The 19,554-nt window shown below is 58.3% G+C and carries 14 protein-coding genes; 3 read left to right on the plus strand and 11 right to left on the minus strand.

All coding sequences use genetic code 11. The annotated features are described in order from the left end of the window. Positions 1 to 58: 58 nt before the first annotated feature. From lpdA to HUK72_RS25695, 9 genes are all read right to left on the minus strand, one after another. Entirely contained in the window at positions 59 to 1,471 is a 1,413-nt protein-coding gene (lpdA, locus tag HUK72_RS25655) for a dihydrolipoyl dehydrogenase (RefSeq protein ID WP_176599477.1), read from the minus strand. 72 nt (positions 1,472 to 1,543) lie between these two features. Continuing rightward, the gene (locus HUK72_RS25660; protein ID WP_176599302.1) at positions 1,544 to 2,674 is read right to left on the minus strand and encodes a DUF2855 family protein; all 1,131 of its coding nucleotides are present in this window, start codon (positions 2,672 to 2,674) and stop codon (positions 1,544 to 1,546) included. A gap of 432 nt (positions 2,675 to 3,106) precedes the next feature. After that, the gene (locus tag HUK72_RS25665; protein ID WP_176599303.1) at positions 3,107 to 5,170 is read right to left on the minus strand and encodes a 3-hydroxyacyl-CoA dehydrogenase NAD-binding domain-containing protein; all 2,064 of its coding nucleotides are present in this window, start codon (positions 5,168 to 5,170) and stop codon (positions 3,107 to 3,109) included. 22 nt (positions 5,171 to 5,192) lie between these two features. Beyond that, positions 5,193 to 6,338, minus strand: coding sequence for an acyl-CoA dehydrogenase family protein (locus HUK72_RS25670; RefSeq protein WP_176599304.1), 1,146 nt, complete (start codon positions 6,336 to 6,338; stop codon positions 5,193 to 5,195). 70 nt (positions 6,339 to 6,408) lie between these two features. Further along, positions 6,409 to 7,521: an acetoin dehydrogenase dihydrolipoyllysine-residue acetyltransferase subunit gene (locus HUK72_RS25675; protein WP_176599305.1), complete on the minus strand. Its 1,113-nt coding sequence runs from the start codon at positions 7,519 to 7,521 to the stop codon at positions 6,409 to 6,411. Beyond that, a complete protein-coding gene (locus HUK72_RS25680) occupies positions 7,518 to 8,528 on the minus strand; it encodes an alpha-ketoacid dehydrogenase subunit beta (protein ID WP_176599306.1) in 1,011 nt (336 codons plus the stop codon). Before HUK72_RS25680 ends, HUK72_RS25675 begins: the two co-directional genes overlap by 4 nt. 14 nt (positions 8,529 to 8,542) lie before the next feature. Beyond that, the gene (locus tag HUK72_RS25685; protein WP_176599307.1) at positions 8,543 to 9,514 is read right to left on the minus strand and encodes a thiamine pyrophosphate-dependent dehydrogenase E1 component subunit alpha; all 972 of its coding nucleotides are present in this window, start codon (positions 9,512 to 9,514) and stop codon (positions 8,543 to 8,545) included. 148 nt (positions 9,515 to 9,662) lie between these two features. Further along, positions 9,663 to 11,906 (minus strand): TonB-dependent receptor, encoded by a 2,244-nt coding sequence (locus HUK72_RS25690; RefSeq protein WP_218036294.1) that lies wholly within the window; start codon positions 11,904 to 11,906, stop codon positions 9,663 to 9,665. Positions 11,907 to 12,060: 154 nt separating this feature from the next. After that, complete coding sequence (locus HUK72_RS25695) at positions 12,061 to 12,849, minus strand: SDR family NAD(P)-dependent oxidoreductase (protein ID WP_176599309.1); 789 nt, start codon at positions 12,847 to 12,849, stop codon at positions 12,061 to 12,063. 547 nt (positions 12,850 to 13,396) lie between these two features. Between HUK72_RS25695 and thiC the strand changes: the two genes are divergently transcribed. From thiC to HUK72_RS25710, 3 genes are all read left to right on the plus strand, one after another. Further along, on the plus strand, positions 13,397 to 15,244 hold the full coding sequence (gene thiC / locus HUK72_RS25700; RefSeq protein WP_176599310.1) for a phosphomethylpyrimidine synthase ThiC: 1,848 nt from the start codon (positions 13,397 to 13,399) through the stop codon (positions 15,242 to 15,244). Then, complete coding sequence (gene thiS, locus HUK72_RS25705) at positions 15,241 to 16,242, plus strand: sulfur carrier protein ThiS (RefSeq protein ID WP_176599311.1); 1,002 nt, start codon at positions 15,241 to 15,243, stop codon at positions 16,240 to 16,242. Before thiC ends, thiS begins: the two co-directional genes overlap by 4 nt. Positions 16,243 to 16,450: 208 nt before the next feature. Then, positions 16,451 to 17,476: an AraC family transcriptional regulator gene (locus HUK72_RS25710; RefSeq protein ID WP_176599312.1), complete on the plus strand. Its 1,026-nt coding sequence runs from the start codon at positions 16,451 to 16,453 to the stop codon at positions 17,474 to 17,476. Between the two features lie 44 nt (positions 17,477 to 17,520). On the opposite strand, the gene HUK72_RS25715 is transcribed toward HUK72_RS25710, so the two are convergent. Then, entirely contained in the window at positions 17,521 to 18,390 is an 870-nt protein-coding gene (locus tag HUK72_RS25715; RefSeq protein WP_176599313.1) for a crotonase/enoyl-CoA hydratase family protein, read from the minus strand. 177 nt (positions 18,391 to 18,567) lie between these two features. Next, positions 18,568 to 19,542 carry a nitronate monooxygenase family protein gene (locus HUK72_RS25720; RefSeq protein ID WP_176599314.1) on the minus strand — a complete coding sequence of 325 codons (975 nt, stop codon included), beginning with the start codon at positions 19,540 to 19,542 and terminating at the stop codon, positions 18,568 to 18,570. Positions 19,543 to 19,554 lie beyond the last annotated feature (12 nt).

Below are 19,554 nucleotides of genomic sequence, written 5' to 3' on the forward strand. Positions count from 1 at the left end.
CCGTATCGGTCGACGGGTCCCCTCATCCCGTTATCAACGATGTGATGTCATTCATGAATCACACATGGAGCGCTCTTCCGTTGGAGGCGAGCAAGCTTTCATGCAGCATTTCCGATAGGGTCGGGTGCGGGAAAATCGTTGCAGCCAGTTTCCTGTCGGTTGCGCCCAACTCTCTTCCAATCACATAGCCGTGGATCAGTTCGGTAACTTCCGCGCCCACCATATGGGCGCCCAGCAGCTCGCCCGTCTCGACGTCCACCACTGTCTTGATGAAGCCTTCTGCCTGGCCAAGTGCGATGGCCTTGCCATTTCCAGCGAAGGGGAAGGTGCCGACCCTTATGGAATAGCCGTCTTCCCTCGCCTTGGCTTCGGTCAGTCCGACCGATGCGACCTGCGGATGACAATAGGTGCAGCTCGGGATGTTGCGCTTGTCCATCGCATGGGGCGCTTCCGCTTCCGCCTCCAGCTCATATGCGATCATTTCGGCGGCAATCACACCTTCATGGCTCGCCTTGTGCGCCAACCATGGCCCTGCGGTAACATCGCCAATAGCCCATATGCCAGGAATATTTGTCCGCCCGAAACCATCGACCTCGATGATCCCGCGGTCGATTTTTACGCCAAGCTCCTCCAACCCGATATTCTCCGTATTGGGCAGGATTCCAATCGCGACGATGACATGACTGAATTCGGTTTCCTTGACCTTCCCTTCCCTGTCCTTGATCTTCGCAAAGACGCCCTCTTCGTCGACGTCCAGCGCCTCGACGCGCGCTCCGGTCATAACAGTGACGCCCTGTTTCTCGAGCGCCTTTTCAAGGAAATCAGAAATGTCGACATCCTCAAGGGGCATGATGCGGTCCATCATCTCAACGACCGTAACGTTCGCGCCCATGTCGTTGTAGAAGCTGGCAAACTCAATACCGATCGCACCTGATCCGATCACAAGCAGATCTTCGGGCATTTCGCCTGGCGTTAAGGCATGGCGATAAGTCCAGACCCGGTGGCCGTCCGCCTGTGCGGAAGGAAGGCCCCGCGCGCGCGCGCCGGTCGCCACAATGACATGCTCCGCCTTCAGTATATTCGATCCTTGGTCGCTTTTCACCTCGATCTCGCCGGGAGCGACCAGCCGCCCCTCGCCCATGTGCACGGCAATGCGGTTCTTCTTCATCAGGAAGGAAACACCCCGACTCAACCGGTCCGCGACCCCGCGCGAGCGATTCACCACCTCGTCGAGATCCGCCGTGATGTCCTTGGCGGCCAGGCCATAGTCCGCCGCGTGCTTCATGATGTTATAGACTTCGGCGGATCGCAGCAGTGCCTTGGTCGGGATACAGCCCCAGTTCAGGCAGATGCCGCCGAGATTTTCGCGCTCGACAATAGCCGTGTGCAGGCCGAGCTGGGCGCAGCGGATCGCCGCGACATACCCACCCGGGCCGGACCCCAGGATGACGACATCATAGTTCCCAGAAATAACGTCCTCCTTCAATTTCAGTGACCATATGGGAAGGAGCCAGACTGGCCACCCACCCGGATGCCTTCTCTTTCAAGGGCGAACAATCATGCCCTGAGAAGGATGAATTTTACCCGCGACCAGCTTGCCATATGTCGCCAAGGTAGCTTCTGCGCCATCGACATAGGCAACATCCATCCACTGGCTGCTGCCGGCCACGAAGTCTGTCGAAGCCCGGTCGACACGCTCCTGGAACACTTCCTGTCCCCATGCTCCGACACGGTCACGGACATAGTCCGGTCCAAAGGCGAATTGCGGTTTCGGTCCGGGCATGGAGGCGGCCTCTTCACCCTCCGCCACGTCGCCAGGAACCGCCGACAGCATCCGGCCGCCCCAATGCGTTATGCCAACCAGAAAGCTGCGCTTGAGCTTGTCGCCAAGCACTTCGTGAACCTGTCGCAGAATATCCTCATTGCCGGACATGTCGACCGAAACCACGGATTCCAGCGCCGCCAACGCACCGATCTCATCATAGGAAACGACTCTGTCGTAAAAGCCAGTCGACCGGGTGAACTCGACATTTGCCGCGCCGGTAAGGCCAACCACTTCCCCTGCATTCCTCCGCTTCAGAAGATAGGCAAGGCCGAGAGAGGTTTTGCTCGAAGCGCTGATGATGAGGATCGACTTTGCACCATATTCGCCATGCTCCTTTATGTCGTCATCCATGACAAACGACATGAGGAAGACCGGCTCCAGCAGCGACCGGCGATTGCGCTGGTCTTCGTTCCGCAAAGGATCGCGATGGTAGAGATTGTAAACCGCCGGCAAATGCGCCCGGTGCCGCGAGCCGTCCGATACGGTTTTGGCGGAAGGTGCGCTCACGGTGATGACCAGATGACTCGACATCGGCATATAGCCGAAAATGCGTTCGCCGGCCTTGAACTCCGGGTGAAGGCTTTCAACGACTTCGGCATAGCCCCAGCTCGGCACCCGCCCCCAGCCATCGGGTGCAGGGAAAAATTCCCAGAAGCCAAGTTGATCCGCAGATGCCGCATAGCTCAGCGTGTTCCCGGTCATTGCATAACGCTCGATCCGCAAGAGCGCCTGACCAGGCTGCAATTGCGGAATCTCAGCACCCGCCACCATGGCACTTGATAGATCGTCGCGGCGAACCAGGAAATTATAAGCTCCCGTCACTGTCGCGGATTTCTCTGCCACCTGCATGGTTCGTCCTCTCTCGGTATCGAGTTGTAGCGATTATTCACATCATTGCGCGCGCCGATATTAAGACCGCAATCGACCGGCCCGCCCTGCCGCCAAACGTCAGCTTTTTGTCCTTGCGCGACATTCCTCCACACAAAGTTTGAACCCATTCGATCGCGACAGCGTCCCCGACGACGCCGACGCGCATAATCACCAGTGCGCGGCATCCGGCTCCTGACGCGATGACCTCGCCGCCGGATTGACGAACCGCCAGCGATGATCATGTTCTTCATCATTGCCTTGCGCAACAAAGCGGTTGTGGCCCGCCCATGACAAATGGCGCACGTCAAGCTATGGAACGCTTCGAGCAAGCCTTGATCGGCATAGCAGCCAGATCGTCAGCCGCAAATGAAAGCCGATGTTTCATCAGTCCCTTCTTAACCTGTGTCCGCTTCAGAGCTGGCAGAACTCCTTACCCCTGTCGGCAAGGTTACAGAGCAGCTTAGACGGCTGAAAGTCCTCACCATGGATCGCGGCATAGTGGGAAAGGCGGTTGCGAATCTTCTCCAGGCCGACCGTGTCCCCAAAAAACATCGGCCCACCGCGATAGGCCGGCCAGCCATAACCATGGACCCACACGACATCGATGTCGGATGCGCGAAGGGCAATGCCTTCGTCCAGGATTTTTGCGCCCTCGTTGATCATCGGATAGACGCAGCGCTCCAATATCTCCTCGTCGCTGACCGCGCGCCGCTTTATGCCCTGCTGTGCCGACATCATCAGGATCATCTCCTCGACCACCGGAGAGGGCGTCGGCCGGCATTTCTCGTCATAGTCGTAGAAGCCCGCGTGGGTCTTCTGTCCACGCCGGTCAATCTCGCACAAACGCTCGCGGATAGTCTCGCCCCTGGAGCTTTCCTTGCTCCACCCGAGATCCAGTCCAGCAAGATCGCTGATCTGGAATGGCCCCATCGGCATGCCGAACTCATAATTCACGCGATCGACATCCCACGGCATCGCGCCTTCCAATATCAACCTATCCGCCTGACGCCGCCGCTGCGCCAACATGCGGTTGCCGATAAAGCCATGACAGACGCCGGAAACCACGGCCACCTTGTCGATCGTCTTCGCAAGCTTCATTGCCGTTGCAAGTACGGCGGGATCAGTCTTTGCGCCGCGTACGACCTCCAGAAGCCGCATGACATTGGCGGGCGAGAAGAAATGGAGACCCACGACCGATTCCGGTCGTGAAGTCGCTGCCGCGATTTCATCGAGGTCGAGATAGCTGGTATTGCTGGCAAGGATCGCGGATGGCTTGCAAATGCTGTCGAGCTTACCGAAAATATCGCACTTTACATCCATATTCTCGTAGACCGCCTCGATCACCAAGTCGCAGTCGGCCAGCTTTCCAAGGTCGAGCGCCGGGTCCAGCCGGGCCATGCTGGCATTGAGGGCTTCCGCCGTGATCCGTCCTTTCCTCGCACTCGCCTCATAATTGTCGCGGATTATGGTCATACCCCGATCGAGCGCATGTTGCGCCGTCTCGACGATGGTCACCGGAATACCCGCGGACAGGAAATTCATGGCGATGCCACTACCCATCGTACCGGCGCCGATGACCCCGACCTTCGCAATGGGGCGTGGCTGGATATTCGACGACAAGCCCGCAATCTTGGCGGCTTCCCGCTCGGCAAAGAAAATGTGGCGTTGCGCTTTAGACTGCGTGCCTGTCCGCAATTCCTCAAACAGCCGGCGTTCAAGCTTCATGCCTTCGTCGAAGGAAAGACTGGATGCCGCCTCTATAGCCTGAATATTAGCTTCCGGCGCCTCAAACCCGCGGAATTTCTTCCCATTTGCCTTTCGGAACTCGGAGAAGAGTTCGGGCGTCACACCTTCGACGTGCAAATCCCGCACGCGCCGGAGCGGCCAATTTTCGGCCATGACTTTTCCGGCAAATGCAACCGCTACCTCGCGCAGCCTTCCGGCAGGCGCCAGTTCATCGACCAGCCCAGCGACCAGCGCGGCTTTCGCGCTGATGGGCAACCCGCTCGTCACCATTTCCAGCGACCGGGCGGCACCGACAAGCCGCGGAAGCCGCTGTGTCCCCCCCGCGCCCGGCAGGAGGCCAAGCTTGACTTCGGGCAGTCCAAGTTTCGCCGACTGATCGATCACGCGATAATGGCACACCAGAGCGGTTTCCAGGCCTCCTCCCAGGGCCGTGCCGTGGATGGCGGCGATCACCGCTTTGGGTGCGTTCTCGATTTTGCAGAGTAAATCAACCAGGCTGGGTTCCTGCATCACCTTGCCAAATTCGGAAATATCGGCCCCGGCAAAAAAGGTGCGGCCTTCGCAGATGAGGATGATCGCCTGGACATTATCGTCCGCGAATGCCGTTTCAAAAGCCTGCCACAATCCCTGGCGAACCGCGAAAGATAGCGCATTTACCGGCGGGGCATTGACGCTGATCACGGCAATGCCACCATCGATTGTCAGGGACAGGATATTCGACTCACTCACTTTGTTTCCCCGTATCAAATCATCATTTACCGCGCTTCACCGTTTCCCGCGCGATCACGATCTGCTGAATCTGACTGGTGCCCTCATAGATGCGAAGAGGCCGGACATCGCGATAGAAGCGCTCGATCCCCGGCCCGGCGATATAGCCCGCCCCGCCGTGAATCTGCACTGCACGGTCCGCGACGCGCCCCACCATTTCGGAAGCGAACAGCTTCGCCGCGGACGACTCCAGCGTCACGTCCACGTCCGCATCGCGCTGACGCGCGGTCTCCAGAACGAGCGCACGCGCAGCCAAGGTTTCTGTCTTGGAATCCGCGATCATCGCCTGGACCATTTGATGCTCGGCAAGCGGCTTTCCGAATTGATGTCTGCTCGCCGCATGCGTGACGCTGTCGACGATCAGCCGCTCCGCGATACCCACGCACAGCGCCGCAATATGCAGGCGGCTGCGGTCCAATATCCGCATCGCGATCTTGAAACCCTCCCCCTCCTTCCCAAGCAGATTTGCCGCAGGAACCCTGGCATCCTCGAAATGAACGTTGGCAATGGCCGTACCACGCTGGCCCATTTTCTTCGCGGGCGCGCCCACCCGCACGCCCGGTAAATCGCGCGGCACGAGGAAGGCCGAGATGCCGCGGGTGCCCGGCGCGTCGCTGGTCCGGGCCATCACCGTGAAAAGACCTGCCTTGTCGGCGTTGGTAATATAGATCTTGGTCCCGTTCAGCCGATAAACATCCGCTTCCCGAACAGCTCGGGTCTTGACATTGCCAGGATCCGATCCAGCTTCAGCTTCGGTCAAGGCAAAGCTGGTCAGGATTTCGCCTCGGGCGATCCTTGGCAACCAATAGCTCCTTTGCTCGTCGGTCCCCGCCAAAATGAGACCCTGGCTGCCGATCCCCACATTCGTGCCGAAAGTCGCCCGGAACGAGGGCGACGTCTTTCCCATTTCGAACAAGATGTGGGCTTCCTGCTCCATGTTGAAGTTGAGTCCGCCATATTCCGTCGGGATCGATAAGCCGAAAAGCCCGAGATTGCGCATCTTGTCCACAAGATGCTGCGGGACTTCATCCTGCTCCTCGACCTGCGTTTCGGCGGGCCTCAAGCAATCCGTCACCAGATTCCGGACATCCTCAAGGAAGAGGGCGAATATCGCTCCAGGAGGAACCACGTCATTCTCCAGCACATGTTTCCTTCAGGCTAAAAAGGGGGAGCAGCCTGGTATCTTGGCGACCGCTTGCCTAATCCACCAAAAAGTCGGCAACCAATATGTTGACTGCAGCGGCATCTTCGAGATGCGGCATGTGCCCCGAGCTCGGAAGAATTTTGACTTTACCGCCGAATCCGTCGACATTGCTGCCGGTGACGATCTGGTCCTTTGCACCGAAAACAACCAGTGTAGGAGCCGTTATGCCCAGGACTTTGCTGCGCAGGTCAGCCAGTGCGGCATCGCTCAAGCCATTCTCCGCTATTTTACGCAACGCGTCGTTCGCCCCATCGACGCGCTTGGCAGCGATAAGGTCGTCAAGCATTTCGCGAGTCACCAGAGCAGGATCAGCGAACAACATCTCCACGAAAGGCTGAATGGCCTTGCGACGTTGCGCTGAAACGAAGCCCTCAATATAGTCTTGATTCAGCGCCTGCGCAAATGCCGGCGGACAAAGCAGAGCCAGCGATTTGACGCGGCCTGGCGCCTTCAACGCCACCAACTGAGCAACCGCCGAACCCATCGAGTGGCCGACGACATGGAAAGAGTCGAGGCCAACCGCATCCGCCCAAGCCAAAACGGTATCGGCAAGCGTATCGAGCGTGCCGTCACCGACATCCTTCGAAGAACCGCCATGGCCGAGCAGATCGACCGCATAGGTATCACGCGTCCCCGCCAGATCAGCCTGATTGAACATCCAGTTCGCGTAATCCCCGCCAAAGCCATGGAGTAGAACCATCGGGGTTTCGGCATCTTCCGAAGCCGACGCAACCTTCATAAAACGGATACGCTTGCCTCCGGCATCAACGGTTTCCGGTTCCGGTGCAGCAACAGTGTTGGCTGCCTCCAGGGCTTCGCGGTTCTTATATTCGGCAATGAACGCCTCTACGGCGGCGTCATCCTCATCGGCATCGGAAACGACGGCGATCAGATTGCCGACACGCTTAACTTCGCCTTCGTCCGCCGTCAGCACACGCAACGTACCCGATACCGTGGCTTCCAAAACATTGGCGATCTTGCTCGTTTCGATGTCGACGACTTCCATGCCTGGCCTGATCTCCGCGCCAGGCTGGACTTGCCATTTTGCAATCGTCCCCTCTTCCATGGCAAGGCCCCATTTCGGAACCAATATAGCGTGAAGGCTCATTTCATCACCTTTTTGACAGCAGCAATAACCTTGTCGACCGAAGGCATGTAGAGATCCTCCAGCGACGGAGAGAAAGGCACTGGTGTATGCGGGGCTGTCACAGTCGCGATCGGCGCCTTCAAATCATGGAAGGCATGCTCCGCCACCAATGCCGCAATGTCGGCGGCCATGGAACACCGCGGGGGGCTTTCATCGACCACCACGAGGCGTCCGGTCTTTTCCACGCTTTCAAGGATGGTGTCGACGTCCAACGGACTGGTGGTCCGCGGGTCGATAACCTCGACGGAAATCCCGTCCTTGGCCAGCACGTCCGCTGCCTTGGCGGCGCGTTTGGCCATCATGGAGAAGGCCACGATAGTCACGTCGGTTCCGTCACGGGTTACCGCGGCTTCACCAAAGGGAATGACATATGGTTCGTCCGGAACTTCCCCGGTCATGTCGTACATCGCCTTGTGCTCCAGGAAGATGACCGGATCATCGTCACGGATCGCCTGGATCATGAGGCCCTTCGCATCATAGGGGTTGGACGGCATCACGACCTTCAAACCCGGCACCATGGTGAACATCGGATGCAGCGTCTGGCTGTGCTGGGCCGCCGCGCGGAAGCCACCGCCGATCATCGCGCGAACGACGAGCGGAGTGCGAGCCGTTCCGCCGAACATGTACCGGAACTTCGCCGCCTGATTATAGATCATGTCGAAACACACACCCAGGAAGTCGACGAACATCATTTCGGCCACCGGGCGCAAGCCTGTCAGCGCCGCACCCGCGGCGGTGCCCATGATGGCGCTTTCGGTAATCGGCGTGTCGATGACGCGTCGGCGGCCATATTTGCCCACCAGACCCTTGGTGACGCCCAGAACGCCACCATAGGCGTCTTCCGCATCGGGGCCTTCGCAGCCCGCGCCACCTGACACATCCTCGCCGATGACGATGACATTCTCATCGCGCGCCATCTCGTGGTCGATCGCTTCATTGATCGCCTCACGGTAAGATTTGGTTGGCATGTCTGCCTACTCCTTCAGTAATAAGATACGTAGACGTCAGTCTCGAGTTCTTTGGGGTCGGGGAACGCTGCCGCCGCTGCGCTGTCCGCAGCGTCCTCGATCGTCTTCACGGCTTCCCTGTCGATCTCGTCGAGCTGCGCTTCCTCCAGCAGTTTCGCGTCGAGCACCTTCTTCCGAAAGATCTTGATCGGGTCCATGAACTCCCGCGTATGTTCACGCTCATCTGGGGTGCGGTATAGCATCGGATCACCCACAAAATGCCCCCCGAAACGACGGTTGACGGATTCGACGACCGATGGGCCGCCACCAGTCCGGCCGCGCTCGACGGCTTCCCTCATCGCATCATGCATGGCGAAAAAGTCCGTTCCGTCTACCTTTACGTGTGGCAGGCCAAACGCACCGGCACGGCCGGCAATGTCCTTGGACCCCACCGCATAATCGTGCGACGTACCCTCGCCCCATCCATTATTCTCGTAAAGGAAGATGACCGGCAGTTGCAGAACCACGGCCATATTCAACGCTTCGAAGACCAGCCCCTGGTTCGAGGCGCCATCGCCCATGGAACAAACTGAAACGCCGTCTTCGCCGCGCGTCTTGATTGTCAGCGCCGCGCCGACCGCCAGCGGCGCGGTCCCACCGACGATGCCGTTAGCTCCGAGCATTCCGCGCGAAAGATCAGCGATGTGCATCGACCCACCCTTGCCGCCGCAAAGGCCCGTGCTCTTGCCATAGAGTTCCTGCATCATGGAATTGATGTCGCAACCCTTGGCGATCGAGTGTCCGTGGCCACGATGGGTAATGCTCAGCTTGTCGCGATCGGTCAGGTTCATGCCCGTGGCGACGGCCGTCGCTTCCTGACCATAGCATAGATGGACAAAGCCGGGCACGTTGCCATTCTCGAACTCTATGAACACCCGTTCCTCGAACTCGCGGATAATCCGCATCAAGCGGTAAGCCCGCAACATGTCTTCGCGACTGAGCTGCATTTCATATTCTCCCTTACATCGGTCAACGCCGTTCCTTGCGGGCCGGCGCCTCCCCAACATTTGTCAGGCCCGCGCAACACAAAGGACGTGCGCCGTGGAGTCCCCGGAATTTTTAGCTATCTGGAGGCGTAACGCTCCGGACCCGGCATCATTGACGGAACTTGTATCCGATCGAGATGCCCCACCAGCGCGGCGGCGCGAACTGCTCGTTCACCGTGCTGAAGGATGTCGTCAGGTCAAAAGCGCTGACGCGATATTTGCTGTTGAGCAAATTCTTGCAGAACAGCGCGATGCGATAGCTGTCACCTGGACCGCGATATTCGATACGACCGTTAAACACCTCATAAGAGGGGATGACGGTCGCCGGATTGTTAAGAATATCCGTCTGATATTTGGACGTCGCCTTGAAATCGCCCTGGACCGCCATCGTGCCGCTTCCCAGACCGAATTCATAGCGCACAAGACCATTCAAGCTCCACGCCGGCGCCAAAGCCATTTCGCGCGTATGATAGGTCACATTGGACGGAGCCGGCGTGGTGACGTCGTAAATGGTCGAGTCGAGCAGACCCAGGCCGATATTCGCCATCAGCCCGTCGAAAGGACGTGCCGAAAGCTCCAGCTCAGCGCCATAGAGGCGGGCCTTCTTGTTGGTGATGAACCCACCAATAACCCCGAAACCGAAGGCGTGGTAATTCTTGTAGTCATAGTAGAAGACCGACCCGTTCAGAGTCAGCTTGCGGTCCAGAAGATCGGTCTTGACACCAGCTTCATACACATAGGCAAGTTCCGCCTTATAGGGCACGGCGCTCGGCGCTGCACTGATTTCAATGAAGCCGTTGTTGAAACCGGCGCCTTTCGTGCCCCTGCTGACCGAAGCATAAACAAGGCTATTATCGGTCGGCTTGTAGTTCAACTGTGCCTTCGCTGAGAGGCTGCCCTTCTTCAGCCTGGTCAAATCACCGACAGCCGCATCGGTAAAGATGTTCGACGCGAACACACCAGTGACGCTAGATCCGAAGGGATTATCAGGCCAGAAATCGGTGAGGTTATCGTCCGTGAAATTATAGAAAAGATCTTGCTGGAAATGCTTGTTGTCCTTGGTCCAACGGGCGCCGACCGCAACCGATAACTGGTCTGTCAGATGATGTTCAAGGTTGCCGAACAGGCCGTAAGAGCGAAGCTGAAGCGTTCCTTGCGCATCGGCAACGAAGAATGGCGGACCAGCCAATCCTCCACCCAGATCGGCTGCAAAAACGGGTGCCGCATAATGGATCGAACCATTTTGATGAAGATAATAAAGCCCCATCGTCCAGTCCGTTGTCGGCCCGGTCTTGGAAAGACGCAGTTCCTGCGAATAATGCTCGCTCCGCGACTGATAGCGGGCCTGACCGTCATAGGGACCGAATGTATAATCCTCAATGCTGTCACGGCCATAATGATTGAAGCCGGTAACGGAAGTCAGCGTTACATCACCGAAATCATAGCTCATATTGAGCGCGCCATTGTAGGAGCTGGCACCGATCAGCTCCTGCACGGTGTTGTTGTTGCAACGCCTCCAGGGATTCAGCTTGTTGCTTGGAGCTGGCGTTTCAGCGAGACCAGTCACCGGATCGCGGAAAGATTGGACATGGTGGTAACAACTGGCGGGCCCTTCGGCATGACCATATTCGAACTTGGCTATCGCCTTGAAGGGGCCACCGTTATCGAAACCGAGTTGGCTGCGAACGGCATATGTCTCGACCGCCCCTGAATCCGGCTGTCCAAAATCATTTTTGATCCAAGGATCGTTGTTCTGATAGATGCCGGCAAACCGGACGGCGATGCCATCGCCCAAGGGGGCGTTGATTACCCCAGTGAAGCGGCGGGACTCAAAGCGGCCATATTCGGCTTCTGCGTCGATCAACAGCTCATTGGAAGTCGGCTTGTTGCTGATAAAATGCACAATTCCGCCGGTGGTATTCCGGCCGAACAGGGTACCCTGCGGGCCGCGCAAAACCTCCACGCGGTTAAGGTCGAACGCCGGGAAGCTGCCAGCGCCGTTGGCCACCAAATAGATTTCGTCATTATAGGTCGAAACCGAGGATTCGGTGAAGTCGTTGAAATCGGGAAGCGACACACCGCGAATGGAAAAGTTCGGATTCATGCCAGGACCATAAACCGAAATATTCTGCACGTTGGGCACCTGAGCGACCACGTCGACGCTCTCTCGCACACCCATCGACTGCAGCATATCGCCACCCAAAGCGGTGATTGAAAGGCCGACATCCTGCAGCTTCTGCTCACGCTTTTGCGCTGTAACGATGATGTCGCCAAAGGTCATAGCAGTTTCGCCGGATTCTCCGGTCGCCTGGGCAAATGCCTGCGAGGACAGAAGCGCGATGGCAGAAACCATTCCAACGGCTAGACATCTGTATATCACAGAACCACGCATGGACGTGGAGAGCGGTTTATCAAAATTGTGGGCCATTTCTTATCCTTCCCCTCCATTTTATTTACTTTAAATCTGCATTCAAATTTTCTTCGGCTATATTTGGAAAAAAGCTCTATCAGCCATATTGAAACCCGCCATCCACCGGCACCCCGGCACCGGTCACAAATGATGCGTAGTCCGAGCACAGGAACATCGTGACCTTCGCCACATCCTCCGGCTTGCCAAAGCGGCCCAATGGCGTCTTGGCCGCGAGCCAGGAACGGCACTCATCCGCTTCTCCAAACCAGCCCAGTTCAACACATTCGGTGATCAAATGATCGATCATGTCCGTCTGAATGATGCCGGGATAAAGGCAATTGACACGGATATTATATCTTCCCTTGCCGGCTTCCACTGCGGCAACCTTGGTGGCCCTTTCCACCGCCGCTTTCGATCCCGCATAAGCAGCCATGCCGCCTGCGGCAGCCTGAGACGAAATCGACGAAAGGTTGACGATCGCACCGCCTTTCCCCGCGATTCCTCCTGGTCGCATCGCGCGAAAGGCCCACTTCATCCCAAGGAGAACGCCAACCACATTTATATCCAACAGTTCACGCGTTAATTCGGCATCAAAATCGATAACCGGCATGGCGGCTTCTATGCCCGCGTTGTTGATCAGCACGTCAAGGCCGCCACCCCATTCGACGCAGTGTTCGACAACTTCCTGCCAGCGCTGCTCGTCGCGAACGTCATGATGCAAAAACAACGCGCTGCCGCCAAATTCCTTTACGAATTCCGTACCTTCACGATCCAAAACATCTGACACAATGATATTCGCGCCAGCCGAATGAAACGCCCGCGCAATGCCCGCGCCGATACCGCGCGCTCCACCGGTGATCAGTACAGTTTTCTCCGCGAAGTCCATCCGGCTCCCCATCATTATTGGCACATCCGCTGTTGCGGCGCACTTACAATTGCAGGTCAGCGAAAGATCGCATGTACAGAGCAGATAGATAACCTGTTCTGGTTACCTTCTTATTTTCCCACTCTAACACACTGTTTCGCTCAAGCCCGTCACGGCTTCATAAGTCTGTTATTATTGTGCTGGCGAAAAAAGCTCTTGCTGAGGCCCGCCGGGAATTTGTCTTTGGACGCCAATTTCGTTGAGCAGTTGAAACCGCCTTTATTTTTTTGGAAAAAGCGGCTTATCTAATGGGGGTCCGGCTTGACTGCCTGCTCAGCCCACTTCACCCTGACGCCGACTCTGGGGAGCTCCGGCAGAGGGGCTAAAGCCGCTGCAGAAGGCTACCGGCCTGCGAGAACCCGCTGAACCTGATCCGGTTTGCACCGGTGCAGGGAACGGAACTGGACTGGTTCGAATCTCCGTCCCGCTCTTCCGTCACACAAGTGGAGATCAGGCGGTCTGCTGCAAAGGGCGCCGTCGGAACGCAGTTCATGATTGGAGAATTCGTATGGCGGATATAACCGAAGAAGCTGGGATCGGCGTCACCACTGGTCCGATCCTTGGTTCGCGCAAGATCCATGTCGGCCCGCTCAAGGTCGCGATGCGCGAGATCGACCTGGAGCCGGGCAGCGGCGAGCCGCCCGTCCGCGTCTACGACACGTCCGGCCCTTACACCGACCCCAATGCCCGCATCGACATCATGGCAGGCCTGCCGCAACTGCGCCGCGACTGGATCATCGGTCGGGGCGATGTCGAGGAATATGACGCCCGCGCCATCCAGCCCGAGGATAACGGCATCAAAGGCCCCGACCGCAGCGGTGGCGTCCAGCCCTTCCCCAACACGGTCAAGCGGCCTCTGCGCGCCAAGGCCGGCGCCAACGTCTCCCAGATGCACTATGCCCGCCGCGGCATCATCACGCCGGAGATGGAATATGTGGCCGAGCGCGAGAATCTCGGTCGTGCCCGCCTCGCGGAATATGTCCGCGACGGGCAGGACTGGGGCGCGTCGATCCCCGACTATGTGACGCCCGAATTCGTCCGCGAGGAAATCGCCCGCGGCCGCGCCATCATCCCATCGAACATCAACCACCCGGAATCGGAGCCGATGGCCATCGGCCGCAACTTCCTGGTCAAGATCAACGCCAATATCGGCAATTCGGCCGTCGCCTCCGATGTGGCGAGCGAGGTCGACAAGCTGGTCTGGTCGATCCGCTGGGGCGCCGACACGGTGATGGACCTGTCGACCGGCCGCAACATCCACGACACCCGTGAGTGGATCATGCGCAACTCGCCGGTCCCGATCGGCACCGTGCCCATCTATCAGGCGCTGGAGAAGGTCGGCGGCATTGCCGAGGAACTGACCTGGGAAATCTTCCGCGACACGCTGATCGAGCAGGCCGAGCAGGGCGTCGACTATTTCACCATCCATGCGGGCGTGCGCCTGCCCTATATCCCGATGACCGCCAAGCGCGTCACCGGCATCGTCTCGCGCGGCGGGTCGATCATGGCGAAATGGTGCCTCGCCCATCACAAGGAAAGCTTCCTCTACGAGCATTTCGACGAGATCACGCAGATCATGAAGGCCTATGACATCGCCTATTCGCTGGGCGATGGCCTGCGTCCCGGCTCGATCGCGGACGCCAATGACGAAGCGCAGTTCGCGGAGCTCTACACGCTGGGCGAACTCACCAAGCGCGCCTGGGAACAGGATGTGCAGGTGATGATCGAAGGGCCGGGCCATGTCCCGATGCACAAGATCAAGCAGAATATGGACAAGCAGCTAGAGGCCTGCGGCGAGGCGCCTTTCTATACGCTTGGGCCGCTCACCACCGACATCGCGCCGGGTTATGACCATATCACCAGCGGGATCGGCGCGGCGATGATCGGCTGGTACGGCACGGCGATGCTTTGCTATGTCACGCCCAAGGAGCATCTGGGCCTGCCCGACCGCGACGATGTGAAGGTGGGTGTCGTCACCTACAAGCTTGCCGCCCACGCCGCCGACCTGGCCAAGGGCCATCCCGCCGCCAAGGTCCGCGACGACGCGCTCTCCCGCGCCCGTTTCGAATTCCGCTGGCGCGACCAGTTCAACCTGTCGCTCGACCCCGACACGGCCGAGAAATATCACGACCAGACCCTCCCGGCCGAGGGCGCCAAGAGCGCGCATTTCTGCTCCATGTGCGGGCCCAAATTCTGCTCCATGAAAATTACCCAAGAGGTGCGCGACTTCGCGGCGCAACACCCCCGGAACACTGATACCTTGTTCGCCGTCGAAGACGTGGAGGCGGGCATGGAGAGGATGCGCGACAAGTTCAAGCAGGAAGGTGGCGAGCTTTATCTGCCAGCAGCCGAATGACCGAAACCGTCTCCATCCTCCTCAACGGCGAGCATTGCCGCGTCCGCCCTGGGCTCAGCATTGCGGAGCTGGCGTTCGAGCTGGGTTTCGTATCGACGAAGATCGCCGTCGAACGGAATCGTGTGGTCGTCCCACGCTCCACGCTCAGGCAGGTGATGGTGAAGGATGGCGATGAGTTGGAGGTCGTCCATTTCGTCGGCGGCGGCGATCATTCCGCCTCGGTGACGGCAGACGATGCCTGGAGCGTTGCGGGGAAAAATTTTACCTCGCGCCTGATCGTCGGCACCGGCAAGTACAGGAATTTCGAGCAGAATGCGGCGGCGGTCGCGGCGTCGGGGGCGGAGATCGTCACCGTGGCGGTGCGGCGGGTCAATGTGTCGGACCCCAAGGCGCCGATGCTGACGGATTTCATCGATCCCAAGAAGATCACCTATCTGCCCAATACGGCGGGGTGCTTTACGGGTGAGGAGGCGATCCGCACGCTGCGTCTGGCGCGTGAGGCGGGCGGCTGGGATCTGGTGAAGCTGGAGGTGCTGGGCGAGGCGCGGACGCTCTATCCCGACATGGTGGAGACGCTGCGGGCGACCGAGGTGCTGGCCAAGGAAGGCTTCAAGCCGATGGTCTATTGCGTCGATGATCCGATCGCCGCCAGGCGGCTCGAAGATGCGGGCGCGGTGGCCATCATGCCACTGGGCGCGCCGATCGGATCGGGCCTCGGGATCCAGAACAGGGTGACGATTCGCCTAATCGTCGAGGGCACGCGGCTCCCCGTGCTGGTCGACGCGGGCGTCGGCACCGCGTCGGAAGCAGCGGAGGCGATGGAACTGGGATGCACCGGCGTCCTCATGAATACCGCCATCGCTGAATCCAAAAATCCCCTATTAATGGCACGCGCGATGAGGGCGGGTGTCGAAGCCGGTCGCATGGCCTATCTCGCCGGACGCATGGGCAAGCGCCTCTATGCGGACCCCTCGAGTCCGCTTGCCGGGCTCATATGAATTTTGCCATCCACACGAACCCGAGGAAGCTGCTCATCCCAATATCGGCGGACGCGGGACGCAGAAGTACGTAGCGGTGACGATTTCGGGAGAGACGAAGCGCGCTGACTAATCCATAGGATGGTCGACCGCGTTTACCGTTGATCGAATATGTGATAGGCTTTAGCGCTGAAAGAAATAGAATATATGCCGGCAGGAGTGGGCTGTAATGGACACACAGGTAGTGCGAGCAGCAGGGGTCGCCGGCTATCGATCCCTGGTGGACACAGTAGGTGATCGGAGAAACGCACCTCGATTGTCTGACATGGGCGTTTCCAATGAAGCCGAAGGCGATCACTATATCGGCTACCTCAAGGTCATCGAAACGCTCGAAGCGGCGGCGCAGCGGTTGAATTGCCCCGATTTCGGTATGAGGCTGGCGCAACAGCAGGATTTCGATGTGTTTGGGGCACTGGGCGTAATCATGCGGCATGAGAAGACCATCAGGTCGAGCTATAACAAAGCCGAGCAATATCTCGCTTATCATAGCCCGGCGATTACATCAGGCCTGCGCGAATTGCCCAGCGACAAATACGAATTTCTGGCCTTCGACGTCGATATTTCGCAGACCTCCTATGCCAGCCAGCATTATGAACTCAGCATCAGCCTGATCCATCGCTGCCTTCAGCATCTGTCCGGCGGCATTTATCAACCGCATGAAGTGTTGTTCAGACACATGCCGGTTGCTCCGCTTTCAACTTATCGCCGGGTATTTGGGATCACACCCAAATTTGGTGCGGCTACACCTGGAATCATTCTGGCTAAACAATATCTGGATTGCGCCATCGCCAATCACAGCCAGGTGCTTTCCGAACTGGCGGAATATTTCCTGAAGGACAAATGTCCGGTGAATGGCGAATATTATTCCGCAAAGACGCGTGAAATCATTCGCCACCAGATCGCGGATCAAGACTGTACTCAGGCCGATGCTGCACGGATGATGGGCGTTAGTGCGCGTACACTTCAGCGACGGTTGCAGGACGAAAATACGAATTTCGACAGCCTGCGCGATGAGATCAGGCGCGCCATGGCCGAGTTCTTGCTCAAATCCACTGACCTCAGCATCACGCAAGTGTCAGAGCGGCTGCATTATGGCGAATCTTCCGCGCTTACCCGCAGCTGTTATCGCTGGTTCGGTATGTCGCCTCGGAAATTGCGTCAGCAAGCGAGAAATGACCGGGTGGATTATCATTGACCGCCGGCGAGGTGCATCCTGCACCGTCATCGATCTAGTCGATTTCACCGCACTGAAAAGGGCCACCAGGGATAGAATGCGGGCATCCCATTCGAGACCCGATCTCTGAACCGGGGAGGACGCTTTTCCAAGAAGCTTGCGATCCCTTCCTTCACATCATCGCTGCGGGAGCGGGCGAACATGCCCATACTGTCCAGGCGATGCGCCTCCGCAGGGTGATCAGCCTCCAGCATCTTCCACAGAAGCTGCCGCGTGAGCGCTACGGAAACCGGCGCTGCGTTTTCTCGAATCTCCCGCGCCAAGGCATTGGCCGCAGGCAGCAAGTCTTCCGGTTCATGTAGCGATTGGACTAGCCCGCCTTCCAGCGCCTCGGTCGCGGGAAATGTCCTTCCGGTAAGCATCCAGTCGAGAGCCCGGCTGATTCCGACTATACGGGGCAGGAACCAGGAGGATGCGGACTCCGGAACGATGCCTCTGCGAACAAAAGGAAAGGCGAATTTCGCCGCAGTTGAGGCAAGCCGGAAATCGGCGGCCAGCGTCAGCGTCGCGCCCATTCCCACAGCCGCACCGTTGATCGCGCAGATAACGGGCTTTGTGAAGTCGAACATCCGCACCGTGAGATAGCCACCGCTGTCCCGCATGCGCGGGTCGCTCCAATCGGGCGTCGCACTTTCTTCCCTATCCGACCCGACGATGAAAACATCGCCGGCGGTCAGATCTGCGCCCGCGCTAAAGGCACGACCCGCGCCGGTGATCAGCACGCAGCGCACAGCGTCATCGGCATCCGCCCGATCCAATACGTCCAGCAGCTCAAAGATCATCGGAGTGGTAAAGGCGTTAAGTTTTTCGGGCCGGTTCAGCGTAATGCGGGCTACCGCATCATCAACCTGATACAGAATATCGGCGCTGTTCATGCTTCTCTCCCCCTAATATTAGAGCATCGTGCGCAAAAGTGGGAACCGGTTTTGCGCTTAAAACAATGCGACAACAAAAGTTTAGAGCGCACGGCCTGCGTCCGATTTAACGCAGCGCGCTCTAGAGCGCCGCCGAAGCCGACTTCGGAAGGGTCGCAGCCATAAGAGGCGAAAACTTCAGGCTACCATTTCGCCCAGCCGTTGCCGGATGATCTGGTCCGCTTGGCCCATGATCCGTGCGAATAATATCGCAACGGTCGGAATATCGTTGATGAGGCCAGCCACCATTCCGCAGCTCCAAGCACCCGCCTCAAGATCACCTTCAACCATCACCTTTGGATAGATACCCGCAACCTGCTCCATAAGATCGTCGATGGTCAGCGCATCACCCTTTTGACGTTCGATCTCGATGATGCGTTCAACGCCTGCATTGTTCAATACGCGCTCGGTATTGCGCAACGAACGCATGATAAGCCGCGTGTCGAGTTCGCTCGCCGCGACCAACGCTTGTTTGACTTTGTCATGAACCGGCGCTTCCTGTGTAGCGATGAAGCGCGTTCCCATATTCATGCCTTCCGCGCCCAGCGCAAGAGCCGCCACCAAGCTGCGCCCATCGGCCATGCCGCCGGATGCCACGAAAGGTATCGTCAATTCCTCTGCCGCGCGCGGCAGCAGGATCATATTCGGAATATCGTCTTCACCAGGATGCCCACCGCATTCGAAACCGTCGATGCTGACGGCGTCGCAACCGATTTTCTCCGCCTTCAATGCGTGACGTACCGACGTGCATTTGTGAATGACCTTTATGCCGGCTGCTTTGAGCGCGGGCATATGCTCTTCAGGGTTGCGCCCCGCGGTTTCGACGATACGCACGCCGCCTTCGATTATTGCGTGAATATATTCGGCATAAGGCGGTTTGGCGAATGTCGGGAGGAAAGTGAGATTCACGCCGAACGGCTTGTCCGTGGAGTCGCTGCAGCGGGCAATCTCCTTTGCCAGCGCTTCAGGCGTTCGCTGGGTTAGGCCGGTAATGATGCCAAGCCCGCCCGCGTTCGAAACCGCGGAGGCCAGCTCGGTGAGGCCAACAAAATGCATCCCGCCCTGGATGATCGGGTGTTCGATGCCGAAAAGGTCCGTAATCCGTGTGCGCATTCATGACTCCAA

The organism is Sphingobium sp. 15-1, from assembly GCF_013375535.1.
In the GTDB taxonomy this organism is placed as follows: domain Bacteria; phylum Pseudomonadota; class Alphaproteobacteria; order Sphingomonadales; family Sphingomonadaceae; genus Sphingobium; species Sphingobium aromaticivastans.

Bases quoted from the DNA above. Each gene is read 5' to 3' on its own strand.
- HUK72_RS25660 (WP_176599302.1), bottom strand. From the start codon at position 2,674: ATGCAGGTGGCAGAGAAATCCGCGACAGTGACGGGAGCTTATAATTTC.
- HUK72_RS25675 (WP_176599305.1), bottom strand. From the start codon at position 7,521: ATGAGCCTTCACGCTATATTGGTTCCGAAATGGGGCCTTGCCATGGAA.
- HUK72_RS25680 (WP_176599306.1), bottom strand. From the start codon at position 8,528: ATGCCAACCAAATCTTACCGTGAGGCGATCAATGAAGCGATCGACCAC.
- HUK72_RS25685 (WP_176599307.1), bottom strand. From the start codon at position 9,514: ATGCAGCTCAGTCGCGAAGACATGTTGCGGGCTTACCGCTTGATGCGG.
- HUK72_RS25690 (WP_218036294.1), bottom strand. From the start codon at position 11,906: ATGGTTTCTGCCATCGCGCTTCTGTCCTCGCAGGCATTTGCCCAGGCG.
- HUK72_RS25695 (WP_176599309.1), bottom strand. From the start codon at position 12,849: ATGGACTTCGCGGAGAAAACTGTACTGATCACCGGTGGAGCGCGCGGT.
- thiC (WP_176599310.1), top strand. From the start codon at position 13,397: ATGGCGGATATAACCGAAGAAGCTGGGATCGGCGTCACCACTGGTCCG.
- thiS (WP_176599311.1), top strand. From the start codon at position 15,241: ATGACCGAAACCGTCTCCATCCTCCTCAACGGCGAGCATTGCCGCGTC.
- HUK72_RS25710 (WP_176599312.1), top strand. From the start codon at position 16,451: ATGGACACACAGGTAGTGCGAGCAGCAGGGGTCGCCGGCTATCGATCC.
- HUK72_RS25715 (WP_176599313.1), bottom strand. From the start codon at position 18,390: ATGAACAGCGCCGATATTCTGTATCAGGTTGATGATGCGGTAGCCCGC.
- HUK72_RS25720 (WP_176599314.1), bottom strand. From the start codon at position 19,542: ATGCGCACACGGATTACGGACCTTTTCGGCATCGAACACCCGATCATC.